General features: G+C 58.2%; 26 protein-coding genes. 11 read left to right on the top strand and 15 right to left on the bottom strand.

The genetic code is table 11. The annotated features are described in order from the left end of the window. Positions 1 to 64: 64 nt before the first annotated feature. The gene (locus tag AB7S84_RS09040; protein ID WP_020875851.1) at positions 65 to 1,015 is read left to right on the top strand and encodes an electron transfer flavoprotein subunit alpha/FixB family protein; all 951 of its coding nucleotides are present in this window, start codon (positions 65 to 67) and stop codon (positions 1,013 to 1,015) included. 8 nt (positions 1,016 to 1,023) lie between these two features. Here AB7S84_RS09040 and AB7S84_RS09035 read toward each other — a convergent pair whose 3' ends face one another. Continuing rightward, a complete protein-coding gene (locus tag AB7S84_RS09035; RefSeq protein WP_020875852.1) occupies positions 1,024 to 1,947 on the bottom strand; it encodes a DMT family transporter in 924 nt (307 codons plus the stop codon). A gap of 463 nt (positions 1,948 to 2,410) precedes the next feature. Between AB7S84_RS09035 and AB7S84_RS09030 the strand changes: the two genes are divergently transcribed. Genes AB7S84_RS09030 through AB7S84_RS09020 form a run of 3 tightly spaced genes read left to right on the top strand, consistent with a single transcriptional unit; the run spans position 2,411 to position 4,081 of the window. Continuing rightward, a complete protein-coding gene (locus AB7S84_RS09030) occupies positions 2,411 to 3,085 on the top strand; it encodes an RNA polymerase sigma factor (RefSeq protein WP_428154004.1) in 675 nt (224 codons plus the stop codon). Further along, on the top strand, positions 3,082 to 3,663 hold the full coding sequence (locus AB7S84_RS09025; protein ID WP_020875854.1) for a zf-HC2 domain-containing protein: 582 nt from the start codon (positions 3,082 to 3,084) through the stop codon (positions 3,661 to 3,663). Before AB7S84_RS09030 ends, AB7S84_RS09025 begins: the two co-directional genes overlap by 4 nt. Further along, positions 3,653 to 4,081 carry a DUF3106 domain-containing protein gene (locus AB7S84_RS09020; RefSeq protein WP_020875855.1) on the top strand — a complete coding sequence of 143 codons (429 nt, stop codon included), beginning with the start codon at positions 3,653 to 3,655 and terminating at the stop codon, positions 4,079 to 4,081. The genes AB7S84_RS09025 and AB7S84_RS09020 overlap by 11 nt, the downstream gene beginning before the upstream one ends. A gap of 79 nt (positions 4,082 to 4,160) precedes the next feature. Here the strand turns inward: AB7S84_RS09020 and AB7S84_RS09015 are convergent, their stop codons facing one another. From AB7S84_RS09015 to AB7S84_RS09005, 3 genes are all read right to left on the bottom strand, one after another. Further along, complete coding sequence (locus AB7S84_RS09015; RefSeq protein ID WP_020875856.1) at positions 4,161 to 4,532, bottom strand: Hpt domain-containing protein; 372 nt, start codon at positions 4,530 to 4,532, stop codon at positions 4,161 to 4,163. A 45-nt stretch (positions 4,533 to 4,577) separates the two neighbouring features. Further along, positions 4,578 to 7,382, bottom strand: coding sequence for a PAS domain-containing hybrid sensor histidine kinase/response regulator (locus AB7S84_RS09010; RefSeq protein ID WP_020875857.1), 2,805 nt, complete (start codon positions 7,380 to 7,382; stop codon positions 4,578 to 4,580). Between the two features lie 384 nt (positions 7,383 to 7,766). Then, positions 7,767 to 8,183 (bottom strand): hypothetical protein, encoded by a 417-nt coding sequence (locus AB7S84_RS09005; protein WP_020875858.1) that lies wholly within the window; start codon positions 8,181 to 8,183, stop codon positions 7,767 to 7,769. Between the two features lie 311 nt (positions 8,184 to 8,494). On the opposite strand from AB7S84_RS09005, the gene recN reads away from it, so the two are divergent. From recN to AB7S84_RS08990, 3 genes are all read left to right on the top strand, one after another. Further along, positions 8,495 to 10,195 (top strand): DNA repair protein RecN, encoded by a 1,701-nt coding sequence (gene recN / locus AB7S84_RS09000; RefSeq protein ID WP_020875859.1) that lies wholly within the window; start codon positions 8,495 to 8,497, stop codon positions 10,193 to 10,195. Positions 10,196 to 10,323: 128 nt separating this feature from the next. Continuing rightward, the gene (cobO, locus tag AB7S84_RS08995) at positions 10,324 to 10,845 is read left to right on the top strand and encodes a cob(I)yrinic acid a,c-diamide adenosyltransferase (protein WP_428153993.1); all 522 of its coding nucleotides are present in this window, start codon (positions 10,324 to 10,326) and stop codon (positions 10,843 to 10,845) included. A gap of 184 nt (positions 10,846 to 11,029) precedes the next feature. After that, positions 11,030 to 11,230, top strand: a complete 201-nt coding sequence (locus tag AB7S84_RS08990) for a cold-shock protein (protein ID WP_020875861.1) — start codon at positions 11,030 to 11,032, stop codon at positions 11,228 to 11,230. Positions 11,231 to 11,338: 108 nt separating this feature from the next. Here the strand turns inward: AB7S84_RS08990 and AB7S84_RS08985 are convergent, their stop codons facing one another. The 10 genes from AB7S84_RS08985 to AB7S84_RS08940 form a co-directional block, all read right to left on the bottom strand. Continuing rightward, entirely contained in the window at positions 11,339 to 12,220 is an 882-nt protein-coding gene (locus tag AB7S84_RS08985) for an amino acid ABC transporter permease (RefSeq protein ID WP_020875862.1), read from the bottom strand. 139 nt (positions 12,221 to 12,359) lie between these two features. Continuing rightward, positions 12,360 to 13,193, bottom strand: a complete 834-nt coding sequence (locus AB7S84_RS08980; protein ID WP_020875863.1) for a transporter substrate-binding domain-containing protein — start codon at positions 13,191 to 13,193, stop codon at positions 12,360 to 12,362. A gap of 167 nt (positions 13,194 to 13,360) precedes the next feature. Then, positions 13,361 to 14,182, bottom strand: coding sequence for an amino acid ABC transporter permease (locus AB7S84_RS08975; RefSeq protein WP_020875864.1), 822 nt, complete (start codon positions 14,180 to 14,182; stop codon positions 13,361 to 13,363). A gap of 251 nt (positions 14,183 to 14,433) precedes the next feature. Next, complete coding sequence (locus tag AB7S84_RS08970; protein WP_428153988.1) at positions 14,434 to 15,429, bottom strand: CobW family GTP-binding protein; 996 nt, start codon at positions 15,427 to 15,429, stop codon at positions 14,434 to 14,436. A gap of 72 nt (positions 15,430 to 15,501) precedes the next feature. Continuing rightward, complete coding sequence (locus AB7S84_RS08965; RefSeq protein WP_020875866.1) at positions 15,502 to 15,822, bottom strand: hypothetical protein; 321 nt, start codon at positions 15,820 to 15,822, stop codon at positions 15,502 to 15,504. Between the two features lies 1 nt (position 15,823). Continuing rightward, on the bottom strand, positions 15,824 to 16,216 hold the full coding sequence (locus AB7S84_RS08960; protein ID WP_020875867.1) for a hypothetical protein: 393 nt from the start codon (positions 16,214 to 16,216) through the stop codon (positions 15,824 to 15,826). A 125-nt stretch (positions 16,217 to 16,341) separates the two neighbouring features. Next, on the bottom strand, positions 16,342 to 17,277 hold the full coding sequence (locus AB7S84_RS08955; RefSeq protein ID WP_428153986.1) for a uroporphyrinogen decarboxylase family protein: 936 nt from the start codon (positions 17,275 to 17,277) through the stop codon (positions 16,342 to 16,344). A 13-nt stretch (positions 17,278 to 17,290) separates the two neighbouring features. Next, the gene (locus tag AB7S84_RS08950) at positions 17,291 to 18,673 is read right to left on the bottom strand and encodes a monomethylamine:corrinoid methyltransferase (RefSeq protein WP_020875869.1); all 1,383 of its coding nucleotides are present in this window, start codon (positions 18,671 to 18,673) and stop codon (positions 17,291 to 17,293) included. 124 nt (positions 18,674 to 18,797) lie between these two features. Next, positions 18,798 to 19,427: a cobalamin B12-binding domain-containing protein gene (locus AB7S84_RS08945; RefSeq protein WP_020875870.1), complete on the bottom strand. Its 630-nt coding sequence runs from the start codon at positions 19,425 to 19,427 to the stop codon at positions 18,798 to 18,800. Between the two features lie 313 nt (positions 19,428 to 19,740). Next, positions 19,741 to 20,484, bottom strand: coding sequence for a GntR family transcriptional regulator (locus AB7S84_RS08940; RefSeq protein WP_020875872.1), 744 nt, complete (start codon positions 20,482 to 20,484; stop codon positions 19,741 to 19,743). Positions 20,485 to 20,856: 372 nt separating this feature from the next. Here AB7S84_RS08940 and AB7S84_RS08935 point away from each other — a divergent pair, with 372 nt between their 5' ends. From AB7S84_RS08935 to AB7S84_RS08920, 4 genes are all read left to right on the top strand, one after another. Beyond that, positions 20,857 to 21,360: a 4Fe-4S dicluster domain-containing protein gene (locus AB7S84_RS08935; protein WP_020875873.1), complete on the top strand. Its 504-nt coding sequence runs from the start codon at positions 20,857 to 20,859 to the stop codon at positions 21,358 to 21,360. Then, entirely contained in the window at positions 21,357 to 23,465 is a 2,109-nt protein-coding gene (locus tag AB7S84_RS08930; RefSeq protein WP_020875874.1) for a molybdopterin-containing oxidoreductase family protein, read from the top strand. Before AB7S84_RS08935 ends, AB7S84_RS08930 begins: the two co-directional genes overlap by 4 nt. A gap of 362 nt (positions 23,466 to 23,827) precedes the next feature. Then, positions 23,828 to 24,475, top strand: a complete 648-nt coding sequence (locus AB7S84_RS08925; RefSeq protein WP_020875875.1) for a LexA family transcriptional regulator — start codon at positions 23,828 to 23,830, stop codon at positions 24,473 to 24,475. 139 nt (positions 24,476 to 24,614) lie between these two features. Next, the gene (locus tag AB7S84_RS08920) at positions 24,615 to 24,833 is read left to right on the top strand and encodes a hypothetical protein (protein WP_020875876.1); all 219 of its coding nucleotides are present in this window, start codon (positions 24,615 to 24,617) and stop codon (positions 24,831 to 24,833) included. A gap of 15 nt (positions 24,834 to 24,848) precedes the next feature. On the opposite strand, the gene AB7S84_RS08915 is transcribed toward AB7S84_RS08920, so the two are convergent. Next, on the bottom strand, positions 24,849 to 25,077 hold a 229-nt coding region (locus AB7S84_RS08915), incomplete at its 5' end, for a hypothetical protein (RefSeq protein WP_428153980.1).

Raw genomic sequence — 25,077 nt, 5'->3', positions numbered from 1 at the left:
AACGTGCCGTCAGACGCCTGTTCCCGGCGCGATCAACGCAACCTCATGAAGATGGAATGACGCCATGAAAAAGATCGGACTGCTCATTGAAATCAAGGATGACGAGATCAAGCCCGCCAACTACGGGATGATCACCATGGCCCACGGCGACGAACACCAACTGTTCGCCCTGGTGGTGAATGCCGACACTCCGGCGTACCGGGATGCGCTTTCGGGATCCGGCGTCACCGACATTGTCGACATTTCCACCCCGCAAGGCGCGTGGCACCCCGATGAATGGGCCGATGCCGTCGTTCACGCCATGGACCGCTTCGGGATCGGGACGCTTCTGGGGCTGACGAGCCCCCAGGGTCGAGACCTGTTGCCGCGCATCGCGGCCCAGCTCGATGCGCCGTTGGTCATGGATTGCCTGACCGTTGACCTGGACCGGAACGTGGCGCGAACCACACAGTATTCCGGGAAGGCCATGGCCGACATCCAACTGACGGGCGGTCATTACATCTACGGCGTCCGGGCCAACGCCGTCCCTCCTGTTCCCTTGCTCCGGACGGCCGGGATCCACCCCTTCGCCGCGCCTGAATCCCCGGCCTCGGGACTCACGGTCCTGGCCACGCGGCCCGGCAAAGCCGGCACCGTCGACCTGGCCGAGGCCGACGTCATCATCTCAGGGGGCCGGGGGATGAAAAGCGGTGAGAACTTCAAGGTGCTCCATGACTGCGCCCGGGCCATGGGGGCCGCCGTCGGCGCCTCACGGGTCGCCGTGGACGAGGGGTGGGTGCCCTATACCTACCAGGTGGGCCAGACCGGGACCAAGGTCAACCCAAAGGTTTACATCGCCTGCGGCATCTCCGGGTCGGTCCAGCATTTTGCTGGGATGAAGTCCTCGGAGATGATCATCGCCGTCAACACGGACCCTGATGCCGCCATTATCGGCAAATGCGACTACTACATCATTGGGGATCTTTTTGACATCATCCCCGAGGTGACCCGTGTCCTCGAAGGCGGCGGCCGTTAGAAAGCGCTTCAGGCTTTTCCGGGCCGGCGCCGGCGCGACCGGGATAGGATTTGGGGGTAGATTTGGGAAACCAGCATACCGAACAGCATGAGGCCGCAGCCGAACAGCGTCCTTCCGCTCATCATCTCATCGAGAAGGAGCCAACCGCCCAACGCGGCAAAGGGTGATTCCATGCACAGGATGATGGCGGCGTGGGACGCCTTGGCGTGTTTCTGTGCCACCACCTGCAAGGTATAGGCGATCCCAACGGAGCCGATCCCGCCGTACAGGATGGCCGGCATCGCTTCCGCAAGACCTTGCAGGGTCACCGTCTCGGTGGCGGCCGCCGTTGCGAGACTCAGCCCCGAACAGACCATGAACTGGATGAATGACAGGCGTATCGCGCTGATTTTTGGGGAAAACCATCCGATCAGCAGCACATGGCCGGCCCACACCACAGCGCCAAGAAGCTCTAAGAAGTCCCCGAAAGAGATGGTGAACTGCTCGGTAACACTCAGAAAATAAAGACCCACCGCCGCCAGAAACGCCCCCAACCATGTGCCGACGTCGGTGGATTGTTTCCAGACGAGACCGACGATGGGAACGAGAACCACGTAAAGACCGGTGATGAACCCCGCCTTGCCGGCGGTGGTATACAAGAGGCCCACCTGCTGAAGGGACGCACCGGCAAACAGAGCGACTCCGGCCAGAACGCCGCCGGTCATCAGCATTGTTGATCCGGACCGAAAGGACGGGTGAGCGATGTCCCGATGTGGCCGTCCCGCGGCGATCATCACCGGAATGAGGGACAGCCCTCCCAGAGCGAAACGGATGCCGTTGAAGGTGAAGGGGCCGACATGGGCCATGCCGATGCGCTGGGCGACGAATGCAAATCCCCAGATCATGGCCGTCAGCATCAGGAGCGTGTTGGCGCGCAGCGTTCGGGAATCCATTTTCTTTTCCACTCGGGTCGGGTTCAGGTCGTTGCCGTTTTATTCCGGAAGCTGCGTCTTCCTACCAGAGAATCTTTTTTTTGACAACAGGTCATCAAGCGGATAAAAAAGAAGGCACGTTCTCGCCGGCTCCGGCCAACCATTTACGATTTATTCGAATATTCGAGGTGCCCATGCGCCTTCCCGAAATGTATTTGAACTCAACTTTCGACTTTCATAGGCCGTATCCTCCCGGCACCTCTTTCCGGTCATTATCATGAAAGTCGAAAGTTGAATATTTGAAGATTCCGGAGAACAATGATTGTCTGAGTAAACCTTTTGTTCTCCCATGCGTCTAAATGTTTGAAATCGAATGAAAGGACGATCATGATACCCCCGAACCGAATTTCCGTTACCGACAGGGCGACAGCGGCGCTGCGCCGGGCGTTCGGGGGCGCCTGAGGGCATCGGACGCCCTTTCGTGATGTGTGCATCCACCAAACCCGCGAACGCCGAAACACGGTGCGCCGACAATGAGGAGGATTGCCAGGTCCCGACGGACGAAGTGTTGGTGCGGCGGATTCGCCGGGGTGATCGGCCGGCGGCGGAGCTGTTGATCCTGCGCTATCAGTCCAAGGCCTTTGCCATCGCCTGCACCCTGTGCGACGGAGATCGGGAAGCCGCCCTGGACTGCACCCAGGAGGCGTTTGTGAAAGTCCTGGGGGGCATCGGCGCTTTCAAGGGTAAATCTTCCTTCTACACATGGTTTTATCGAATCCTTGTCAACACATGCCTGGATCGCCGAAGAAAGCGCATTCGGTGGGAGCGTCTCTTCCCGGGGAGGGGGCTTCGGTTTGGCGGGAAGCCGTCTGATGAACCCGCTATCGAGGAATTGGCGACGACGGACGAGGCCGACGATCCCCAAGCTGCCGTTTTCGGGAGCGTTCTTTCACAAGATCTGGAAAAGGCGCTCACGGCGCTTCCGGAAAAGCAACGAACGGTCTTTCAACTCAAGGTGTTTCACGGGTTGACGCTGTCGGAGATCGCCCGTATGACGGGGGCGGCCCAAGGAACGGTCAAAACCCACCTGTTCAGGGCGACCCGCGCCCTCAGAGCGGCGTTGAGGGAATGGGGGGAGGATGAAAGAATCGAAAGATGAAGCCTTGCAATGCATATCAAAAACGGCTGTGGCTGGATGTCTACGGTGAGTTGAAACCGAAGGAGAAATACGGCCTGGAGCGACACCTGTCGGTTTGTCCCGAGTGCCGGGGTGAACGGGATACGCTTTTGAATCTTATCGGTCGGGTATCAAAGACCCATTCGGTTTCGGTCCTGACGACAGGAGAGGCTGCACGGTTGTCGGGGAACATCATGCGCACCCTGGAAGCGGAGAAGCTCGGGCGCCGTGGCAGGGGAGCGATGTTTTCCGGGTTGGCTTTGGGATGGGCCCGGGCTGCGGCGGTCTGCCTGATAATCATCGTTATCGGGGGGATCTGGGCATGGCGAAGCGCACCGCTTCCGTTCCAGATGGCGGTCGGGTCCGGCAAGGAAGAACGGATCCTCATGGAGGACCTGGAAGTGATCCGGAACCTGGATCTACTGGAGGAATTCGAGGATCTCGAGAAGCTCGTACAGATGACGGCGGCCCCGGAGACCGGCACCGTTGAGCCGGCAAGCCACTCCATTATGGGCGACGACCGGCGGTCGAATGAAACGAGGCGACGACATGTGGTGTGATACGGCTAAATGGACGGCCGCATTTCTGATCTGCGTCGTTTTTCAGTTCGATCCGGGGGGAACAGTGTTGGCCGTGACCGATCCCACCGAGGTCAGTCTTCACGAATCCACTCTGCTGGCAAAGCGGGGTGGAAAAAGCCGGGAACGATACGAAAGACTCTCACCTGAGGAAAAGGCCGGCCTTCAGAAGAAACTCCGCCAATGGCGATCTCTGTCACCGGAAGAGCAGCAGAAGATGCGGAGAAAGATGGATCGGCTGAACCGGATGCCGCCGGAATCTCAGAGGCTCTATCAGAAACGATTCAAACAGTGGCGGGAGCTTTCTCCGCAGGAACGGCAGCGGATCAAACGGCAGCTGAAGGATTGGGAGTCCCTTTCCGGGGAGGAAAAACGATCCATCCGGGGACGATTCAAGTAGGTTTCGACAGGCCGTCCGACATCAGATCCGATTCCGGAAGCGTGAGGGTGGCCCGGGCCGGGAAGGTGACGGTGGGCGCTCACGTGGATGTCGACACCGCCTGGGCTTCGGAAATGAAGCGCCGGACATCTTCATAGGCCGCGACCAGGTTCTCGAAGGCGCGTTGGGCGGCCGCCAGGTTCCCCGTCCTGCCGATCTCCTCCAGTGCCGATGCGCATGCGATGGCTTCTTCGGCGGCGAGATACCTGAGGCTGCCTTTCAGTTTGTGCGCATGGCGTCGGATGCCGTCGGCATCCCGAGCCTCGACGGCAATCTTGATATCCGACAGAATCTGGGGAGAGTTCCGCATGAAGTCCCTGAAAAATCGGCCCAATAATTCCTGGTTGTTGCCGAAGATCTCTTGAACGATTTTCATGTCGACGGATTTGGCCGCCGGTTTGGACCTGTTCATGGTTTGCCTCCGCCACCCTCGCATTCAGTTGATTAAGGAAAGATCTTATAAAATACGCTTGTCGACCAGAATCTTTTTCAATCGGGTAAAGTCGGCCTGCAGCTGATCGATACATCCGGAGATCATTTTCATATTTCCATTTTTGCCGGCGTCTTCCACCGCCATGGCCGTTTTCATGATCGCCGTCGCCCCGGCGGTTCCGGATGATCCTTTGATATTGTGGCCCACCGCACGAATTTTTTCACCGTCCCGACTTTGATAGGCGGCGGTCAACTCGGCGATTCGTTCCGGAAAGCTGGCGATGAAGCTTCGCATGACGACCTGGATCAGGTCATCACAGTCGTCAAGCCGCTCCCGAATGCCGGCCTCGTCAAAGATGTCCTCGTCTGAAACAGGCGTCTCGACGACGACCACCGATGTCGTCTCCGGAATTTCGTCCACGTACTTCTTGAGAATCGCGGCCAGATTCTGCTTTTTGACCGGCTTGGTCAGATAGCCGTCCATCCCGGCGTCCATGCAGCGGTCCAGGTCCCGCTGCATGGCATGGGCCGTCATGGCGATAATGGGAATCTCCGGGTTCAATACAGGTGACCCTTTTCCACGAATGGTCCTGGTGGCCGCGTATCCATCCATGACCGGCATCTCCACGTCCATGAGAACCAGTCGGTAATTTTTTTTCTTGAGGGCATCGATGGCTTCTCTGCCGTTTTTCGCCAGGTCCGCCGTGTATCCCAGGTTTTTGAGAAGCCCCAGGCTGACCAACTGGATCGTTTCGTTGTCTTCAACGAGCAAGATGGGGGCGCCGTCCGCCGCTGTCCGTTTTTCCGGCGGCGCCGTCAGTTGGGGAAAATTCTCGACGGATTCAGCTACGGAAGGGGTGTGCTCCCGGCGAGGGGGCGGGGCGGATGCCCCGGCGGGGCGTTGCTTTTCCAGCAGAACGGTCAGGTGAAATCGACTCCCCTTTCCCGCCTCGCTCTCTACGTGAATTTCACCGCCCATCATTTCGCAGAGTTGCTTCGAAATGGCGAGCCCCAGTCCCGTGCCGCCATACTTACGGGTGGTCGACATATCCAGTTGGGTAAATTTCTCGAACAATCGCTCGGCTTGACCTTCGGGAATGCCGATGCCGGTGTCGGCCACCACGAAGCCGATCCTCGCTTGAATGTCGTTTTCCGTTTTGCATGAAACCTCGAGGGTGATGCCGCCGTCCGAAGTGAATTTGACGGCATTGCCGATGAGGTTGATGAGGACCTGCCGGAGTCGACCGGGATCGCCTCTCAGCAGGGACGGCACGTCCGGATCGATGACGCATCGGTAGGAAAGAGATTTTTCAGCGGCCTTGACGGCCATGAGACCGTTCATATCCCTGAGGATGCCCCTCAGGTCGAAGTCGATGGTCTCGAGCTCGATTTTTCCGGCCTCGATCTTGGAGATGTCAAGAATATCATTGATGATGGAAAGCAGGGAGTGGGCGCTGTTGTGGATCAGTTCCAGCCCCTTTGCCTGCTCGGGATCGAGGTTTGTCTCCATCAGAAGCTCCGTCATACCGATAACCCCGCTCATGGGGGTCCGGATTTCATGGCTCATCCCCGCCAGAAATTCGCTTTTGGTCTGATTGGCTTTTTCGGCGCTCTCCTTGGCTCTTTTCAGTTCTTCCTGCATCTGCTTCCGGTCCGTCACGTCGCGACTGATGCCGACGAGACCCAGAATTTCGCCGTAGGGTCCGAAATAGGGCGTTCTGAGGGTTTCCAGGAGCACCCGGCGGCCATCGGGGTAGTCCACCCATTCCTCGTTGCTGCGGGGTTGACCGGAGGCGAGCATCAGCCGATCCTGCTCCCTGAAGAAGTCGGCCATCTCCTTGGAAAACAGATCATAATCGGTTTTTTCCACCACATCCTGCCGATGGAAGCCGACAAATTTTCCGAAAGCCGGATTACACCCCAGATAGACCCCTTTCAGGTCCTTGTAGAAAATCAGATCGGGGATCGAATCGATGAGGGAATAGAGGAGCGCCCGCTGACGTTTGAGATCCCTTTCGAAGAGTTTGCGCTCGCTGATGTCCATGTGGGTTCCGGCCACCTTGAGGACCCGGCCGTCGGCATCCCATTCGACGACCTGCCCCCGGGCCAGGATCCACTTCCAATCCCCGTTCCGGGTCCGCATCCTGAATTCCGCTTCGTACAAAGGCGCGTCCCATGCGAAATGGGCCTCTATCCGTTTTCGGACATAGGGCAGGTCTTCGGTGTGAACCATCTGTTCCCACGCCTTGATATCACGATCGATTTCGTTATGGGTATACCCCAGCATCTCGGCCCATCGGCTGTTGATGGTCTGGGTGCGGGTCTCCAGGTTCCAGTACCAAAGGCCGATGTTGGCGCCTTCCAGCGCGGCGTCCAGGCTCTGGATCCGGTCGTTCAGGCGGCTGGTGCTGTTCCATCCCCGGATCAGGGTGGTGACGAGAATGAAAAACAGATAGCCGTCGAAGGGTTTCCTGACGCAATAGAGATTGTCGGGAATGGCATAGTTGGCTTCCAGTGCGTCGATCAAAGGGTCTTCGGCGGTGACAATGACCGCGACCCGAGGGTCGATCACCGCGAGCTTATCAAAAATCCGAAGTGGGTTCAAATTGTTGTCGGCTACGTCGATGATGCAGAGCGGGGTAGCTTCGCCACGTTCGAAACCGCTCCTGAAATTCTGGAGGAGGGCGTCTCCGTCTGGGAAAAAGAGCAGCTGAAAGCGTTCGGTTGCCGGATCTTTCGGATTGACGGCGGTTCGGGCCCCGGCCAGAATATCCATATACCGGTCGACGGATTTCGGATCGTTATCCGCTATCAAAATTCTTCTGTTCATGACGTTTCCTCCGGGGATATCGCCATTGCCGCCCGTGTCTATCCGTGTCGGTGTCATGGGACCGATAAGGTTGGGCTGTTTGATCGGTGTCCCTTATTTTCCGGGGTATCCGTTTCCTTTTTTTGCGTTCTTCGCGGCTGTGCTCGTGTACGCAGGTTCTTGAGGGAAATCATGTATGGGTGGTCGCGGATCACATGCGGATCTTTATCGTCGCTGTGTCCGGGCCGCTTTGATACCATTACGGCAAGTTATATTATTACCGGTTCCGATGTCAAAGCCAAATGTGGAGACAGGGATGGATATCGCGGGCATTTCAGGCGTCCGGACGCGGTTTCCGGCAAAAACGCCGGAAAACGCGTCCGGACCAGAGGCGGGTGGAATCCGTCATCCATTGGATGCAGCGTCAAAGGCTTCATCGATCCGGGATTCGATGTACCCGATTTGCGCATCGTCCCACTCCTCGATATCGAAGCAAATGGCGTCTTCCCCCAAAAGCCCTTCGGGCACGAAATCTCCCAACTCATCGGGATCGGTGATCATTTCGCCGTAAAAGCAGACAGAGATCCACCGGGGGGCGTCTTCGATGACGTCGACCATCACGAAGAGGGATTTGTCGGTCTGCCGCGGGTGCGTGCCCCTCAGGGAATAGGTAACGCCCTTTCGGGGAATGAAGGTCAGTACGGCGCCGTCTTTTGCGGCCAGGTGGGCTTTGAGCCTCAGAAAGGCCTTTCGGTTCCCTTCGGAAGTTTCTTCCCAATTGTCGATGAATTCCGCTAGGGTGGGTTGGGCTTCGGTTGTCATATAATCTCCTTTCTCGACATGATGGATATCACTATATTGTTCAACTTTCGACTTTCACAGGCCGGTGCCGGGAGGATACACCCGCGCCCCATCATGAAGGTCGAAAGTTGAATATATTGGATATAGCACAAAAACACTACACCGGGCGGCTGACAACTTCAAGCGCTTTTTGCGGCAGCGACTGCAGGATACGGAATGTTCGGGAGCGCCGATGGTGCCCTGGATCCCCTTTACAAAACCCTTCGGGTGTGAGATACCCACAAAAAGAACCTCATTGACCAGTATTTCAAGATTGTTATTGCGCTTCAGCCATGCTTCGGGAACTTTCCATCAAAAATTTCGCGATTATTGATGACTTACGGATCCGCTTCGATGCCGGTTTGACCATCATGAGTGGTGAAACCGGCGCCGGAAAGTCGATCATCATCAATGCTATGAATCTCATATTGGGTAGCCGGGCCGCCACGGCCTTTATCCGGACCGGAGAGGAATCAGCTGAAATTGAAGCGTTTTTTGACGTCGACGAAAGCAGCTCAACGGCGAATGTCATGGCGGCGAACGATCTCGATCCCGCTGAAGGCCTATTGATTCGCCGCATTATCGCTCAAAACAACCGGCATCGGATCTACATCAACCATCGTCTCGCTACCATCCGGTTGCTTACCGCCATATCGGAGAACCTGGCGAGCATTTCAGGTCAACACGCTCATCAGGGTCTGCTCGATGCCACGCAACACCTCCTTATCCTCGATCGGTTCGGCGGCCTCATGTCTCTCCGGAAGGTCGTGGCAGAACGGTTTGGCCGGATCCAGCCCCTCATCCGGAAGGTGGCGGCGCTCAAGGCAAAACAGGCACGACGGACCGAAGAGATCGATCTTCTGACCTTCCAACGGCAGGAGATTCTGTCGGCCGATATCCAGGCCGACGAGGATGTGCGGCTGGAACGGGAACTGCTGCTGTTAAAGAACAAAGAGATGCTTTTTGAGACGGTGAACTCCGGCATCGAAGCGCTCTACAGCGGTCAGGGCGCCGTTGTGGAACGCCTGATCGAAATCAGGAAACAGCTCGAGAAGGTTGCGCGGATCGATCCGGAGCTGATACCGCGGGCGGAAGGGCTTGCCGATGCAACCTTCCGTATCGAGGATATCGTGGAAGGGTTGAGAGGCTACCTGAGCGCGATCAATGTGGATGAGGGGCGGCTTGAAGCCGTGGACGACCGTCTCAACCGTCTCCGCCTTCTCATGCGCAAGTATGGCGGCTCCCTCGCTTCAGTGACGGAGCGTCTGACCGAAATCGACAGGGCGCTTGCAGGAATAGACGGCTTGAGCGATGAGATCGCGGCAGCGGAGGAAAGATTGGTCCGGGATCGACAGGTATTGTTGACGACGGCACGGGAACTTTCCCGGAGGCGGGCCGATATCGGTCGTGATCTGGCAGGGAAGGTCGAGGCGGAACTTGAGCGGCTCAGGATGGCCGGCACCCGATTCCAGGTTGAGATGAGCCGCATTCCGACAACTGAGGCGACCCATCCCGAGCTGGTCTGGGAGGAAGGGGCCGTGGGGGAGACCGGTATCGACCGCGCGGTTTTTATGATGGCGCCCAACGTGGGAGAGGCGCTGAAGCCGCTCTCGTCCATTGCGTCGGGGGGTGAACTGTCGCGGGTTGTCCTGGCGCTCAAGGCGATCCTCGCCGCAACGGCGTCTGTGGAGACGCTTATTTTTGACGAGGTAGACGCCGGCGTCGGCGGCGGCGTAGCCGAGATCGTGGGCCGAAAGCTCGCTGCCCTGGCCGGGCATCATCAGGTCCTCTGTATCACCCATCTCCCCCAGATTGCCAAGTTTGGCGATCACCATTTCGCCATTGCCAAGAACGTCCACGAAGGCCGAACGCGAACGGTCATCCAGCCTCTGAACGAAGCGGAGCGGATCCGGGAACTCGCTCGTATGCTGGGCGGCGTGGAAATGACCCAGGCCACCCTCGACCATGCCCGGGAGATGTTTGAAAACCGATAGGCAACGCATGGCGGTCTCATCGCAAAGCGCATGAAGCGGGACGGCGCCCCATCGGCGACGATGACAACGGCCGCTTGCGACCGGATATGGGGTTCCATCGGATGACGCCCCTGAAAAACAGGAACGGCATGAAAAAAAATCTGTTGATGATCAACACCGGCAATGGAAAAGGAAAGACCACCGCAGCCCTGGGGCTTGCCTTCAGGGCTGTCGGGCATGGGTTCAAGGTGTCCATAATTCAGTTTATCAAGGGCGGTTGGGCCTGTGGTGAGATCGAAACGGCCGCTCGCCTGGCCGACCTGATCGATTTCAACGTGATGGGCCGGGGGTTCACCTGGAAATCCGACGACCTTAAAAAAGACACCGCCCTGGCTTTGTCGGCCTGGGAGACGGCCAAGGAAAGAATCGCTTCCGGCAAATATCGGCTGGTGATCCTGGATGAAATGACCTATTTGTTCAAGTACGGTATGCTCGATGAAGACACAGTCATCGCGTTTCTTCAACAACGGCCCGAAAACGTGCATGTTCTGATCACCGGACGGGATGCGCCTGAAAAACTCCTGGCCGCGGCGGATATGGTGACGGAGATGCATCCGGTCAAACACCCTTTCGCCGAAGGTGTTTCGGCCCAGAAGGGGATTGAATATTGATGACTGTCGATTATTTGCTTGACTTTATTTCGAGCAGGCACTAATATAGTTTAACTCAAAAATGGCCGGGATAATGGTGCGGCCAGTTTCATTACTGAAGGAAGACCCATTTGTCAAAGTGGCATCCCGAGGTTAGGAACATGAGGAACATCAATTTTTTTTTTAGTTTAAGGAGCAAGTCACGATGGCGAATGGTATCGTAAAATGGTTTAACAGCAGCAAGGGTTATGGTTTCATCGAGCAGGAAAACGGACCGGATGTATTTGTACATCACTCGGGAATCAATGCCACCGGTTTCAAATCCCTCAATGAAGGCGACCGCGTCACCTTTGACATCGAGCAGGGCCAGAAAGGTCCCGCCGCGGTGAACGTCAAGACCGTGTAACCTGCGGGCTGACTGATTTTTCGATTTTAGAAGGGCATTCCCCGAAGCGGGGGGTGCCCTTTTGTCGTTTTACGGGGTACCGTTGCCGAATTCCATTCCGATGAGGCCTCAGGCGCCCTTTCGAGCGAGATGCCGCTCCAAGCGATGGACGGCCATGGACAGCATCAGGCAGATGACGAGATACATGGCGGTGATGGTAAGCCAGACCTCGATGGTGACATGGGTGGCGGCCATAATTTGCAGCCCCTGGAACGTGAGTTCCTGGATGGAGATGACCGATGCGATGGATGAATACTTGATGGTGTTGATGAATTCGTTGGCCAGGGGCGGCAGCACCTGTTTGACGGCCTGAGGCAGAATGACGTGGCGCATCTTCTGGACCCAGGAAAATCCCAAGGCCTCGGCGGCCTCCCACTGACCCCTCTCGATGCCCTGGATACCGGATCTGACGATTTCGGTGATATAGGCCCCCTGAAATACCGCGATGGTGACGACGCCGGAAACAAAGGCGGTGAAGCGATTGGGTTCGGCCAAAAAGACTGCCAGCCATTTCTGGGTTTGCGGGGAGCGGGACCGGATGAACGCGTCAACCCCCAAAATCGGCATGATTTGATCGCTGACGAAAAAGTAGAAGATAAAGATCAGAACCAGCGGCGGCATATTGCGGATCAGCTCCACGTAGGTGCGGGCGATCAGGCGGTTGAAAAGCCTTCGGGTTGTCCGCATGATACCCATGAACCATCCGAGAATCGCCGCAAGCAGGGTGGCCCAGATGCTGAGGCGAAGCGTCGTCCAGAGCCCTTCCAGGAGGATATTGGCGACCCAATGGCCGTCGGTATCGCGCCGGACGAGATAGGTGGGGATGATGCCCCAATTCCATTTGTAGTTGAGCTGCATGGTCAGTCGCCAGACGATGTACCCCGCAAGGGTCGCGATGATGAGAATGACTGTGATGTCGAGAAGAGAGATCTTGGATGGTTTTTTGTGCACAGGGGAATCGTTTCCGTTTCAGGCGGTTTCAGACGAACAGCCGCGTCTTTGAAGTAAGGGAATGCGGTCGAATCGCCCCATCCCTGGTACGGATCGCCGCCGCCGGCCTCCATCGTCGGGAGGCCGGAGACGATGCGGCTCATTGAATCAGGTTCGCCCAGTCCCGGGTATCGAACCAGTAATGGTGTTTTTCGGCCAACCACCCCTCATCGGTGACATGAGTGATCCAGCTGTTGAAGAAGGTGAGGGTGTCGAAATCGCCCTTGCGCAGGGCAAAACCGATGGGCTCCTTGGTGAAGGTCCCCTGGATCGGCAGAAACAGGGTGTCCGAATATGCCAGTGTTTCATAGGCGGGTCGGGGCGCGGACCCGACCACTGCATGGACGTTCCCGTTCCGCAGCTCCTGATAGGCCTGGGCCTCGTCGTCGAACAGGCGCAGGGTCGCTTTGGGGATGAATTTCTTCGCGGCCATTACGGCGGTGGTGCCCAGCTTGCAAGCGATCTGGACCTCGGGCTTGTTGAAGTCCTCCAGAGACTTGAAGCCGGCTGCCTTTTCCTTGTGGGCGACGATCGCCATGCCCGAGTAATCGTAAGGAATGGAGAAGTTGACTTTGAGCGCGCGCTGGGGACGAATGCCCATCCCGCCGATGATCACGTCGAATTTTCCGGTCAGGAGGGCGGGGATGATACCCGACCATTTCGTGGGTACGAATTCCACTTTTACACCCATGTCCTCGGCCAGCCGTTTGGCGACATCGATCTCGAATCCGATGAAGTTGCCGTTCTTATCCTTCATGGCCCAAGGTTCGAAGGTATCCATGCCGACCCGAAGGACGCCTCGTTTCAGAACCTGCTCCAGTGTGCTTTCCTGAACCAGTTCCTGCTGGAGTTTACCGGCTGCGGCGGAGCCGGCCATGCCGGCCGCCAGAACGAGCAATAGTGCCGCTTGCAGAAAAATCGTCGTTTTTTTCATGTGTTCTCCTTTCAATGCATCCTCCCGTGGGGGATGGTATCGTCCCGCCGGCCGCGACATCGCCTTCCGGCTGTCGATCCGTACGGGGTGGGGTTGCTGAAAATCAATGCGCCCCGTGACGCCGTGGTATTCACGAACTGCCGTTCCACGCCTGTCCTTTCCGGAGATCAGGTGATCACCTTGAAGCGCTTCTCCATGATGTTGACGATGACGGAAAGGGTCACCGTCACTGCCAGATACATGGCGGCCACGGTGAACCAGAGTTCAAAGGTGAGAAATGTTTCGGAGATAATGGCCTGGGCTTGCATGGTCAGATCGTAAATGGCGATGGTGCTGACCAGCGCCGAGTCTTTGATCAACGAAATGGCCTGGCTGGTCAAGGGGGGCAGCGTCCGTCGGACGGCCTGGGGAAGAACGATGGTTCGGTATATCTGAAACCTACTGAGACCCAGGCTGTATCCTGCCTCCCACTGACCGCGGGGAATGGAGACGATCCCCGCTCTGAAGATTTCAGAGGCGTAGGCGCCTTCGAAGAGGCTGAGCGCCAGAACCGCGGACGGGAATCGTCCCAAACCCAGAACCGGTCCCGCGACAAAATAGATGAAGAAAAGCTGAATCAAGAGAGGGGTGTTGCGGCTCGTTTCCAGATAGAACCGCGCCAGAATCTGGGCCACGAAGGCATTCGAGAGACGGAACAGGGCCGTCGCCAACCCGATGGCAAAGGCCAGCACCAGACTGACGGCCGAGATGTGGAAGGTGACCACGAGTCCCTGGAGCAATGGCCCCGCCTGTAGACCGCTGTCGCTTCGGGTGACGATATATTGGGGAATCTGGTACCATTGCCAGTTGTACCCAAGATTCCCCGTGCTCTCGGTAAAAAACCAGACAACGACGATCATCAGAACGGCGAACTGGAAAACATCGAACAGGGGGGATCGGATGATTCTTCGCCGGTCTTTGTTTCGTAGGTGGAGGGGTGCCGTTGTCATCTCTGCCCGTTTGTCGACTGCCAGTGGTTAAGCACCTGTAGGATCTCCGAGCGCCTGATGTGCCGGGCTTCCCGATGTCACAAGATGCGCCGATCCGCGGATGCCGTCCATGTAAATCCCGGCCGTTGATCGGGGATTATCCGCCCGCCCCCGAACGAAACAGCTTTTATCTTGGCCAGAATACCCATTCTTGTCAAGATGTTTTTCAGAACATGGACCGCGCGCCCGCAGGGACGTCGCGAAACTCCGGATCAGGCCGGTTCCAGAACGAGGGGGTGATGTCGGCCGAGCGTCGACAACTCACGGAGAACGTCGGCCGATCCGATGAAGACCAGGCGGCCCAGGATGTGATCCGGGATTTCCCGGGTGTCGGCCGCTATAATCTCCGGTCGGCCCATAACCCAGTTGAAGAGGCGGATCTCTCCGTTCAGGCGAACGAATCCTTTGGCCCTCAAGAGTCGGGACGGCAGTTGTCGAACCAGGGCGTGGAAGGCTTCCGTCGTCGCTTCCTTCAGGGTCCAGACGGTGGAAGAGAGCGCATCCGGCGGGAGAGTGACCCGGAACGGGTCTTTCAGCAGCGCTGCTATGGCCGCCTCGACGTCTGCCTCGCGGCGGATCGTTTTGGCGAAGGATGTCTTCGCATCCGCTTCATTTCGACATGTCGTGAACCGCCCGACGGGGATCCTTCCGAAGACGGTTTCGAAGACGGTCGGATCCGGATGATGCCTGTGGATGATCTCCCGGATGCGTTCAATCTCCAGTGTTTCGGCCAGATCGATCTTGTTGACGACGAAGCAGGTGGCGGCGGTCATCTGCTTTTCCACCGAAGCGAAGGTCTCGTATACGGCCGGAAAGTTCGCGGCGTCGATGATGCAGATCTGGTCCCGGAAGTGAAACCGGTTTCGGAAAATCGGCAGCCTGAGATCCCGTTTCATGTCTCCGGGATCCGCCGTTCCGGTGGCCTCGATGACCAGAATGTCGGGCTGGATATCCTCAAGGATCCTGACGAGCCCCTTGATGAAGTCGGTCTTGACGCAGGCGCAGAAAATCGAGCCTCGATTGATTTCCAGGATGTCCAGATCGTCCCCTTCGACGAGGATGCCGTCGATGCCGATCTCCCCGAATTCGTTCATGAGGATCGTGAGTTTTCGCTCCGGCGGGAACGCATCTATGAAATGGTTCAGAAACGTCGTCTTGCCGCTGCCCAGAAAACCGGTGATCAGGAAAACATCGATGACGGTGTTCATGACGGAGAGCTCCTTGATTCAGGTGGATAGATTGAAAACCGAAGATCGAGGGGGCGGATGCTGCGTCGGCTTTCAGATCCCGGTATTCAGCCTGTCTTCAATGGCCGCCTCCAGATCGTCCTGAGGGGGTATGATGTCGAAGGCAAGCCGACCGTTCATGAACAGGCCTGGAATGGGTGCCAGCTTGAGACCCCGGAATACGGCCGTTTCGCCGAACAGGTCGACGGAGAGGCGCAGAAATCGATCCCGACCGGCGGGTGATCCAAGGTCCACCGGCCGATAGGCCACCCGATCCCCGTAGCGGGGCAGCACGGCCGACACGGCGTCGCTCATGAGCCGACTGGGAAGATAGGCCTGGTGTTTGAACGTCACCTCGATCAGCAGTGCCGCCATGTCATTTCCCGGTTCGGGTGTTGCGGCCGGCCCCGGCCTTCTCCAGATTCTCCTTGATCCGATCAAAATCGAATCCGGCATCCCGCAGGGAGAGAAGCCGATCCCGGACAGCCTCGCCGGGGGCCCGTGCGGCCAGAGCGTCGATGAGCTCCTCGTATTGAGGGATGATGCTCTGGAAGACGAGATCGCCCTCGATACAGATGGTGGGCAGCACCTTGCCCCTGAGGGCGGTGAAGCGGGCGACGCCTTCGGCGGTTTTGACGGACCACTCCCGATATTCGATCAGCGTCTGGATTTGGGGGGGCAGAGCGGCGATGGACTCCATCATGTAGCCGCAGGCGGCGCACTGGACGCTGTCCAGCGTGAGGACGTCAATATGGATTTTTTCCGTCATGGCAGGGCGCTCCTGGATGCGGGACCGGATTACGGCGCCGGATACTTGGGATAATATTCGTCGAAAAATGTCCGGGCTTCAACAGCCTGAATGAGATGCTCCGCCGGAGTATCGAAGGGGATGTCTCAGCCGGGAGCGAATGTGTAGCCGTGGGTCCCCCCTGCCGCCAGGCTGATAAGGGCGTCCTCCCTGGGGGAGATGAGCCCGAGGCTCAATGCCAGGGTGAGCTTGAGGTTGCCGCCGAAGCCTTTTCCGTGTTTCCGGGCGATGTCACGGATGAAATTGAGATTCATCTGTTCGTCCACGGCAAAGGCATGCGTGCCGACGTCGCATACCGCCTCCACCACCTTGGTGCAGTCGCCGCAGATGAAGAAGGAGGAGGCGCGCCCTCCTGCGTGGATGGTTCGGACACTGGCGGCGCAATTGGGCGTGACGAACTCCCGGAAGGTCTCGGGACGGATCTGGGAGGCTACCGGGTCGACGATGGCGATGACGTCGCAGCCCATCTCCACATAGAACGCCGCTGCACGCGCGCCGATCTCTCCGGCGAAGCGAATGACCGCATGGGCGAAAGCCGGATCCTTTTTGACGGCGGTGAAGATGCGGACTCCGGCCAGGTGGGAGGCCAGGGTCAGGGGACCGGTCATGAGGCCCAGCATGGCGCAGTCCATTGCATCGAGTTGCGGCCTGGCGATTTTTGCCGCCTCGAAAACCACGGGCCAACGGCCGCTGCTTTTTTCGGGCAGGGCGAGGCCCACCACCTCAGGGGGCTGCTTGTCGCAGGGGTGGGTCCGCACCGAGGGAACGTTGTCCTCCCAATACTCCACCCCGCACCCCACGGATTCGGCTTCCAGAGAAAGGTCGAAGAGGAGGGGGATGCCGTCGGCCCGGTAGGTCCGGGCCGCTTCCACTACGCCTTTGGCCATCAGATCGGGATTCCTGAAATAGCGGTCCGCCTTTTCCCGGATGAGGTGGGCGCAGTTGACGCCGGCATACGGCACCCAGGGCGGTATGGCGGTCCGTCGTCCCAGGGTGGCGTCGATGAGCAGCTGTTTGGCCATGATCACTCCTTCTTCAATAAGGGAATGGGACGCCCAGGGCTGCGATTTCGTCTTTGACCCGCCGGTACATGTCCAGATGTTCCATGGTCGGGACGGCCCTGTCGACGTCGTAGCACTCGGCGTATTCAGCACCCATGGGCGCTTCGGCCGCCTGGTCCTCATAGGTCGCGAGCAGCCTGAGGGCGATCTCGTTCACCTGCTCCCGGGTGAGTCCTCCGTGGGCTACGGCGTGTCCGGCCTCGCATCCCAACCGGGCCTCCAGGGGCGTGGCCCGGTTCCGGTATTTGTTCCGGGCGGAGGCCATCTCCCAGAGGTTCCATCCGCAGACCGTCGATACCATGGCATGGACGGCGGTCTCCCGAAAAAGCATCTCGGTCATGGGGCCGGCGTTGGCGAATCCGTTGGATGTGTAGATGAGCTTGCTGTTTCGGGACAGGGCCTGTCCGGCCATGGCGATGGCCCATAGCAGTTCCCGGGTGGTGTTGGCGCCGAGATTGAGATGGAACGGGAAATGCTGATTGAATATGGCGCCGTGAACCACAAGCCCGATGAGGCTGTAAGCAACGATGGTGACGGCCGTGCCTTCGGAACCCATGCACCAGCCGCCGTAGATGGGGCCGGTGAGATGGCCGGTGTAGCAGCCGTACTGGGCGTAATGGAGGGATCGGTTGAGAAGGGTATCGGCGGTCTTGAACTCGGTGAGCCCTCCCACCAGCCGGGCATCGGTTTTTTGAACGCCCCACTGCTCGTTGGAGACGGCGATCTGGCCGGTGTCGTGCTCGGCGGTGCCGACGGCCACCATGAAGATGTCCGGACGGCCCAGGAGCCGGGCTGCCATCTTCTGGTTGTAGATGTGTTGGATGCAGCCGCTGATCTCCGTCGGCCCGGCGGATTCGATGAGGCGGCCGAAGGTCTCTTCCAGGATGGGGCCGCAGAGCCCGTCCAAAAGCGGCTCTTTCAGGTAGGCCATGCACATGGAGGCGTGGTATTTTTCATCCACCGTGATGTCCGGGCTCATGATGCAAAAGGGCGGGGTCCGATCCTCCACCTTGCGATGGGCGAAGCGCCGACCGTCCCTGCCGGCCCCCACCCAATAGCAATCCCGGGCGGTGTAGAGGGCCTCGCCGATCTCTTCGTCCGACACCTGAATGATGCGATGGGTGTCGGTATTGTAGTATCCCACCTCACGGAAAAGCTCCCAGCCTGCCTGCCATATGCGGTCGGCCATGGCGTCGTCGGCGGGGCATGGGGTCGCCGGATCGTATCGGATTTCGTATTTTTTGATCAGCCTCCTGAGGGTGGGGGTGAAGCGTTTCGGGAGAAACGCCTCCTCTTCCATGAAGGGCCCGGTTTTGGCCCGGTCCAGGATCTCCCACATGCGATAGGCGGTCGACATCTTGTGTCCTCCTTGGATATGTGCGGCGCAACGCGGATTTCAGGTGCCGGCGGTCGCGGGGATTGACGGCGCCGCTCCCGAGGTCGTCTCTGCCGTCAGCCAGACATCTTTCAGGCCGAGGGCATTATTTCAGCAGTTCGGCGATGAGGTCCGGGGTGGACCGCGCATCGGGGCAGTAAAGGTCTGCGCCGATCCTGTCGGCCCAGAGCCGCGAGGTCGGCGCGCCGCCGATAATCACCTTGTAGCGATCGCGGAGGCCCATCTCCTTCAGAATATCGATGATCTCCTTCTGTCGGGGCATGGTCGTCGTCATCAAAGACGAGGCGCCGATGATGTCCGCGCCCATGGCCTCCGCTTCTTTGACGAAGGTCAGCGCATCGACATTGTAGCCCAGGTCCTTGACCTGAAATCCGTTGGTCTCCAGGATGAGCTTGACGATATTTTTGCCGATTTCATGGAGATCTCCCTTGACCACCCCCAACACCACCTTGCCCTTGATCTGGCGTCCCCCGGCCTTTTCGAGGTGGGGCGCCATTTCATCAACCACGGCGGACAGGGCCTCGCCGGCGAGCATGATCTCCGGCAGGAAGATTTCGAGCCGTGCGAACCGGTCTCCGACGCGGGCCATGGTTCGGGTCATGCATTCGATCATCTCGAGGGGATCACGCCCCCCCGACAGCAGCTGCTTCGCCGCTTCCCGGGCGTCCTCGCTCTCCCCGTCTTCGACGAGCTTGCTCAGGGCTTCCAGTGACATCGTCCGTTCCCTTTCAGAGAAGGTTGATCGGCGACCGGGCCGGATTGGGCGCGATCGTCAGTGATTGGATTGGGTTGCTCAGCTGTATATACAGCTTGCGTATTCATAGATGGACGGCGGCGGGTTTGTCAATATCTTTTTCTGAAAGACGGGAGGGACCGATGTCGTCGAGGGCGTCGAAGCGGGAAAAGCCTTCCAAACCTCCCGCTCTCGATATGGATGGACTTGAAATCTCAGCCGTGCGGTGTTTCCCGGAAGGTCTCTCCGCCCTCGGAGAGCGGACGCTGCCTGATTATACAGCCGAGGCGGGGGGTCAGGACGTCTCCGGATGGAAATCCCCCGCTTCGAGCATGGGGGTGAAGGTATCCTTGAAGGCCATGTCGCCCCGCATGAAATACTCTACGTAGGTCACGGGAGATTCGCAGGAATAGACGGTGCGCTGAAAATAAAAGACCGGATATCCCGGTTTTTCACCGAACAGGTCGGAGAGGTTTTCCGGCAACCCGACTGCGGTCATGCACTGGCTGATCCGTGTCAGCGGCAGGCGATATTTGTTGATGAGAATGTCGTGAATGGAGTTTTCGGCCAGGTTTTCCCACAAGATGTCGGCGCACTGGTCGGCGCGGAGATACCGGACGGCATACCGGACGGGCATGTCGTTGAGATAATTGATGATGCAAAGCCGGATCATCTGGCCCGAATAGCGGAGGGTTTCCGCGATCTCCTCGGGCGGGTCGACGACCCGGGACTCAAGCACCTCGGTTCGAAGGTCGGCGCCCAGGTCCTCGGCCCATTTCCGAAAGGGCCGCACCCGGAAAAACCCCTGGGTGTAGTGTCCGGAGCGACGGACAAAGGTTCCTTTCCCGGGAATTCTTTCGACGGAGCCCTCTCTTTCCAGATCGTCCAGGGCTCGCCGGGCGGTCATCCGGCTTACGGCGAATTTTTCCGCCAGCTGGTTTTCCGAAGGAACGCCGTCAATGAAATTGTGCGATGCGATTCCCTGGAGCACATACTGTTTGATTTTTTGGTATTTGGGTGCCTTTTTCGTCGTTGTCATGGCTGTCCTTCCGTCGATGCAATCCCCCCTTGTCGTATCTTTTTGACGAAACGCTCCGGTGTTCAGCCGCGATGCGACGGGAATCGGTCGTTTTCCGCCGGCAGCGGTTTCCGGGCGCCATCGCGAAAGTCCGGGGCGAAACCTGTCTATACGGGCCAAGATCCGGGGAACGCTGTGATGTGAAGGATTTTAACACTTTTAAATTACACCATCATATTATTTTTTCTGTCAAAAGTCGAGGGGTATTTTCTCCTTGACAGTCGTTCACAATGGGCTTAAAAATTATTTGTTCTGTATATACAACTTTTTTCTGAAAAACACCCGTCGACGGGAAAATGTCCGTCGGCAGGTTGCGAGGGGAGACACCGCCCGATGAAGGTGGTCTATGTCGATGTCAACCGATGTCTGGGATGCATGAGCTGCCAGCGTGTCTGTATTTTTCATCAGGCCCGGAAATGCAACGGACAAACCCCCAACATCTGGGTGTCGGTGGACATGGACCGGCGCAAGATCTTTACGTCGACATGCCTTCAGTGCCGGTCCGCGGCATGTCTCAAGGCCTGTCCGGTCGGGGCCCTTTCCCGGGATCCCGAAACCCAGGCGGTGGTGGTCAATGAGCAGGTGTGCGTCGGATGCGGCGTTTGCGTCATTGCCTGCCCTTTCGGCAACATCAACATGGAGCCCCGGATTCGGGTCGCGGCCAAGTGCGATCTGTGCGGCGGCAGTCCCGAATGCGTCCAGGTGTGCATGGCCCAGGCGCTCCATTTCGGCGATCTCAACGAACTGGCGGAAATCAAGCGCCGCCAGGTCCGGGACAAGTCCGAAACGACCTTATTGATCCGTGCCGTGGAAAAGAAGGACGTGACATCGGAATGAAGGCGCGAACGGTCATCAGCAACGGCACGGTCAAGACGCTCTGCCGGATGTGCAATACCCGCTGCAGCATCGATGTTGTCGTTCGGGACGGCATCATGACCGATATTCTTCCGGGGAAAAGCAATCCGGTGAACGACGGCCGGATCTGTCCTCGCGGAAAGACCGCTCTGGAGCACTTCTATCACCGCGACCGGATCCATCGCCCCCTCAAACGGATGTCTGACGGATCTTTCATCGCCATCGACCGGGAACAGGCGTTGGATGAGATCGCGGCGCGCATGGCGGACCTCAAAGCCCGGTGCGGGGCCCGGTCGGTGGGGGTCTGGAAAGGGGAGGGCGTCGGTTTTCTTCAGCAGGAAGGGTATGTCCGCCGCTTCATCCACGGCTTTGGATCGCCCAATTATTTTTCCAACGATTCGTCCTGTTTCAACGGTCGCTACCTGGGCAATCGCCTGGTTACGGGGTTCTGGAATCCTTATCCCCACTTTGCCTCGGCCCGCCTCATCCTGCTGTTGGGCAGCAATCCTCCCGTGTGCCACCCGCCCTTTATGAAAGAGTTCGCCGATGCCCGGAGCAAGGGCGCCCGTCTGGTGGTGATCGATCCCCGCCTCAACCCCATCGGCTGCTGGGCCGATATCTTCGCTCAGCCCCGCCCGGGCACCGACGGCGCATTGGCGTGGGGCCTCATCCATCTTCTTATCAAATCCGGCGGATACGACCGAAATTTCGTGGATCGCTTCACGGTGGGTTTTGAAAAAATCGCCGCCTATGCCGAGCGGTTCACCCCGGCGGTCGTGGAAGCCGAAAGCGGCATCTACGCCGACGTCGTGCGGACCATCGCCGATATGCTGGTTGAGCGTCTGCCGAAGGTCAGCATCTATATGGGCACGGGCCTGGAGCATCATGAAAACGGCGTCAACAATATTCGGGCCATCACCATCCTTTCCTGCCTCTGTGGGGCGCTCGACATCGACTGTGGCCTCTACTGGCCTGAAAAGATGCCGCTGTCGGATCTCTCGCCCCGGCGGGAGCAACTCCTGTCAGGGCCGAGGCCCATCGGCGCCGATCGGTTTCCGGTGCTTTACGATTTCACCGGCGAGGGTCACACCATGACCGCCATGGACTACATGCTCGGCCTGGGCGAGTATCCCCTCAAGGGGCTCCTTATCACCGCCGCCAATCCGGTGGTGACCCACCCCGACACCCTCAAGGTCGAGCGCGCGCTCCGGAATCTCGATCTCCTCGTGGTCAACGACTTTTTTCTGACGCGGACCGCCCGGCTGGCCCACTACATTCTGCCCGCCGAAACCTTCCTCGAGCGATCCGAGATCCATTGCAACATCAAGTACCACCGGGTCTATCTGACTCAAAAGGTGGCTGAAATTCCGGGCATCCATAACGAATATCGGCTTTGGCACGACCTGGCCCACCGCCTTGGCTTCGGCGAAGAATCTTTCCCCTGGGAAACCGAGGACGACGTCAACCGGTATCTTCTGGCACCGTCGGAACTCTCCCTTGAAGATCTGGAAGCCCATCCCGAGGGAATTGTCTATCAGCCGGTCCGGTTCCGAAAACACGAGACGACGCCCCTGCCCACGCCGTCGGGCAAGGTGGAGTTCGCTTCCCGTTACCTCAAGGCTTTGGGTTTTCCCGAGATTCCCGAATACATCCAGCCCCTTCACATCCGGGAGCGCTCCGAGGAATACCCCTTCCTGTTGACAACCGGGGCCCGGATGACCCTCTTTTACCACTCCCGGCACCAGAATATCGCCAAGTTCCGCCTGGTCCACACCCGGGCCGAGGTCGAAATCCATCCCGACGATGCGGCCGGACTGGGAATTGCCGATGGGGAGACGGTCCGCCTCACCTCCCGGCTGGGGTCCATCGAGGTCGCGGCCCGTATCGTCCATCGGGCGGAGCTGCGTCGCGGGGTGGTGGAGGTTTACCACGGCTGGGAAGACCATCCGGCCAATATTCTCACCTTCGGCGACGTCAACGACCCCATCAGCGGGTTTCCCCTCCTGAAAGCCGTGCCCGTCCGTATTGAAAAGATATCGTTTCCGGAAGATTCCCGATCTGGAGCTGTCGAGATCGACGATCACTGATCCGATCCGGGGATGTCGAGCTTGTAGCCGGGTTTTCGGATAGGGGCGCGGGGTCCAATCTCGTTGCGGCGTTTTTGCCGCTGCTTCGGTTCGGGTGAACCCGGGGGATCGGAATTTAAGGTCGGGCATCGGGCTTATGGCAGACCGACATCGTTGATAATGACCATCAGATCAGACCGGACGCTGTTGTCTTCATGCGGTCTTCTTACAGGCAAAGAGAGGGATGCCGCTCCTGTTTCGTATCGAAAAAGTGCTTGCATTCCGCAGGGAACAATGTTAACTGAAATTAACATTAATTGTTTATGGAATCCTCATACGGGCATATAATCTTCGTTTCAACAGATACTGTTTTTAAGAAAACCATGGCATCATCCCATTTCGAATCGTTTCTTCAGAGAGTCTTCGAGGCGTCGGGCATTGCTTCCCAAAACGAGTTGGCATCGGTCTTGAACATTCATCGGGCGGCTGTCAGCCAGGCGAAGCGGAAGGGTGTCGTTCCCGAAAGATGGATTCTGAAGCTGTCCCAGAAATACGGCCTGAGCCCCGAATGGCTCGAGAGCGGCAAGGGCGCTACATTCTCAAGAAACGGTCCCGATGGGGAATTTTTCAACATTCCCAAGGTAACGGCCCGGTTGTCCGCAGGCGGCGGCTCTTTTGAAACCGCCTCGACCATCGAGCGGTATTTTGCTTTTCAGAGGGCGTGGCTGGCGAAAAAAGGCGACCCCCGTCGGATGGTGCTGATGGATGTGTCCGGCAACAGCATGGAGCCTGAGTTGAAGGACGGGGACATGGTTCTCGTCGACCGGTCCCGGACGGAAGTGGCGGCGGGGGTTATTTATGCCGTAGGAGTTGATGAAGCGATTATGGTCAAGCGGATCGAAAAACAACCGAACGCCCTTGTTCTTCACAGCGACAACCCTCGCTATATGCCGGTCTGTCTCGAGGGGGGCGCCGCAGCGGGCGTCCGGATCATCGGCCGGGTGATCTGGGCGTGCCGGGAATACCGTTAGGCATCATTTTTTTGGCACGGCATGTTAATAAAAGTGAACATGGCGACCATATTCCGGCCGGTAAAGGGTCATACCGCGACCGAACCGGAAATCCGCCAATAATACCATCCAGATGAACAGATTGGGAAAGGAGAGCATCATGAACATTCAGGAAGAGCTGACGTCGACGATCATGAAGATGCGGTGCTTGGCCGAGACCTTTGAGACCGATGCCCATATCGGCTTTCGACGCGGACGGGAGCGTTCCACCGGCAGTCTGATCAACGGTCTTGCCGATGAAATCGAATTTGCGCTCAACCGATATGCCGATGACGGCGCCCGAGAGGGGCGCGGGAAAATCGTTTTGAAAACGGCATAAATCCTATAATCGCAATCAATGGAGGGGCGGACCTGCGTGTCCGCCCTGACGGCGCGTGTCCCCCGATACCGCGCATGCCGGCCGCGATACCGCGTGGTCGACCCCGATCCCATCCCCCGAGAAACAATTGGCGAACCCGCATTGGGAGGGAGAGCGAACACACAGGTTCGCCCCTACACCGTGAAACGTTGAATTCGTGTGAATGCCGCCGATGTTGATTCCGCCCCGATCGATGTAGGGGCGG

The organism is Desulfococcus sp. (assembly GCF_050178255.1).
Lineage (GTDB): Bacteria > Desulfobacterota > Desulfobacteria > Desulfobacterales > Desulfococcaceae > Desulfococcus > Desulfococcus multivorans.
Note: the sequence above shows the minus strand (reverse complement) of the source record. Positions and strands in the feature narration are given on the sequence as shown.

Excerpts from the sequence above, each read along its gene's own strand:
- AB7S84_RS09040 (WP_020875851.1), top strand. The coding sequence starts at position 65 with ATGAAAAAGATCGGACTGCTCATTGAAATCAAGGATGACGAGATCAAG.
- AB7S84_RS09035 (WP_020875852.1), bottom strand. The coding sequence starts at position 1,947 with ATGGATTCCCGAACGCTGCGCGCCAACACGCTCCTGATGCTGACGGCC.
- AB7S84_RS09030 (WP_428154004.1), top strand. The coding sequence starts at position 2,411 with ATGTGTGCATCCACCAAACCCGCGAACGCCGAAACACGGTGCGCCGAC.
- AB7S84_RS09025 (WP_020875854.1), top strand. The coding sequence starts at position 3,082 with ATGAAGCCTTGCAATGCATATCAAAAACGGCTGTGGCTGGATGTCTAC.
- AB7S84_RS09020 (WP_020875855.1), top strand. The coding sequence starts at position 3,653 with ATGTGGTGTGATACGGCTAAATGGACGGCCGCATTTCTGATCTGCGTC.
- AB7S84_RS09015 (WP_020875856.1), bottom strand. The coding sequence starts at position 4,532 with ATGAACAGGTCCAAACCGGCGGCCAAATCCGTCGACATGAAAATCGTT.
- AB7S84_RS09010 (WP_020875857.1), bottom strand. The coding sequence starts at position 7,382 with ATGAACAGAAGAATTTTGATAGCGGATAACGATCCGAAATCCGTCGAC.
- AB7S84_RS09005 (WP_020875858.1), bottom strand. The coding sequence starts at position 8,183 with ATGACAACCGAAGCCCAACCCACCCTAGCGGAATTCATCGACAATTGG.
- recN (WP_020875859.1), top strand. The coding sequence starts at position 8,495 with ATGCTTCGGGAACTTTCCATCAAAAATTTCGCGATTATTGATGACTTA.
- cobO (WP_428153993.1), top strand. The coding sequence starts at position 10,324 with ATGAAAAAAAATCTGTTGATGATCAACACCGGCAATGGAAAAGGAAAG.
- AB7S84_RS08990 (WP_020875861.1), top strand. The coding sequence starts at position 11,030 with ATGGCGAATGGTATCGTAAAATGGTTTAACAGCAGCAAGGGTTATGGT.
- AB7S84_RS08980 (WP_020875863.1), bottom strand. The coding sequence starts at position 13,193 with ATGAAAAAAACGACGATTTTTCTGCAAGCGGCACTATTGCTCGTTCTG.
- AB7S84_RS08975 (WP_020875864.1), bottom strand. The coding sequence starts at position 14,182 with ATGACAACGGCACCCCTCCACCTACGAAACAAAGACCGGCGAAGAATC.
- AB7S84_RS08970 (WP_428153988.1), bottom strand. The coding sequence starts at position 15,429 with ATGAACACCGTCATCGATGTTTTCCTGATCACCGGTTTTCTGGGCAGC.
- AB7S84_RS08965 (WP_020875866.1), bottom strand. The coding sequence starts at position 15,822 with ATGGCGGCACTGCTGATCGAGGTGACGTTCAAACACCAGGCCTATCTT.
- AB7S84_RS08960 (WP_020875867.1), bottom strand. The coding sequence starts at position 16,216 with ATGACGGAAAAAATCCATATTGACGTCCTCACGCTGGACAGCGTCCAG.
- AB7S84_RS08955 (WP_428153986.1), bottom strand. The coding sequence starts at position 17,277 with ATGGCCAAACAGCTGCTCATCGACGCCACCCTGGGACGACGGACCGCC.
- AB7S84_RS08950 (WP_020875869.1), bottom strand. The coding sequence starts at position 18,673 with ATGTCGACCGCCTATCGCATGTGGGAGATCCTGGACCGGGCCAAAACC.
- AB7S84_RS08945 (WP_020875870.1), bottom strand. The coding sequence starts at position 19,427 with ATGTCACTGGAAGCCCTGAGCAAGCTCGTCGAAGACGGGGAGAGCGAG.
- AB7S84_RS08940 (WP_020875872.1), bottom strand. The coding sequence starts at position 20,484 with ATGACAACGACGAAAAAGGCACCCAAATACCAAAAAATCAAACAGTAT.
- AB7S84_RS08935 (WP_020875873.1), top strand. The coding sequence starts at position 20,857 with ATGAAGGTGGTCTATGTCGATGTCAACCGATGTCTGGGATGCATGAGC.
- AB7S84_RS08930 (WP_020875874.1), top strand. The coding sequence starts at position 21,357 with ATGAAGGCGCGAACGGTCATCAGCAACGGCACGGTCAAGACGCTCTGC.
- AB7S84_RS08925 (WP_020875875.1), top strand. The coding sequence starts at position 23,828 with ATGGCATCATCCCATTTCGAATCGTTTCTTCAGAGAGTCTTCGAGGCG.
- AB7S84_RS08920 (WP_020875876.1), top strand. The coding sequence starts at position 24,615 with ATGAACATTCAGGAAGAGCTGACGTCGACGATCATGAAGATGCGGTGC.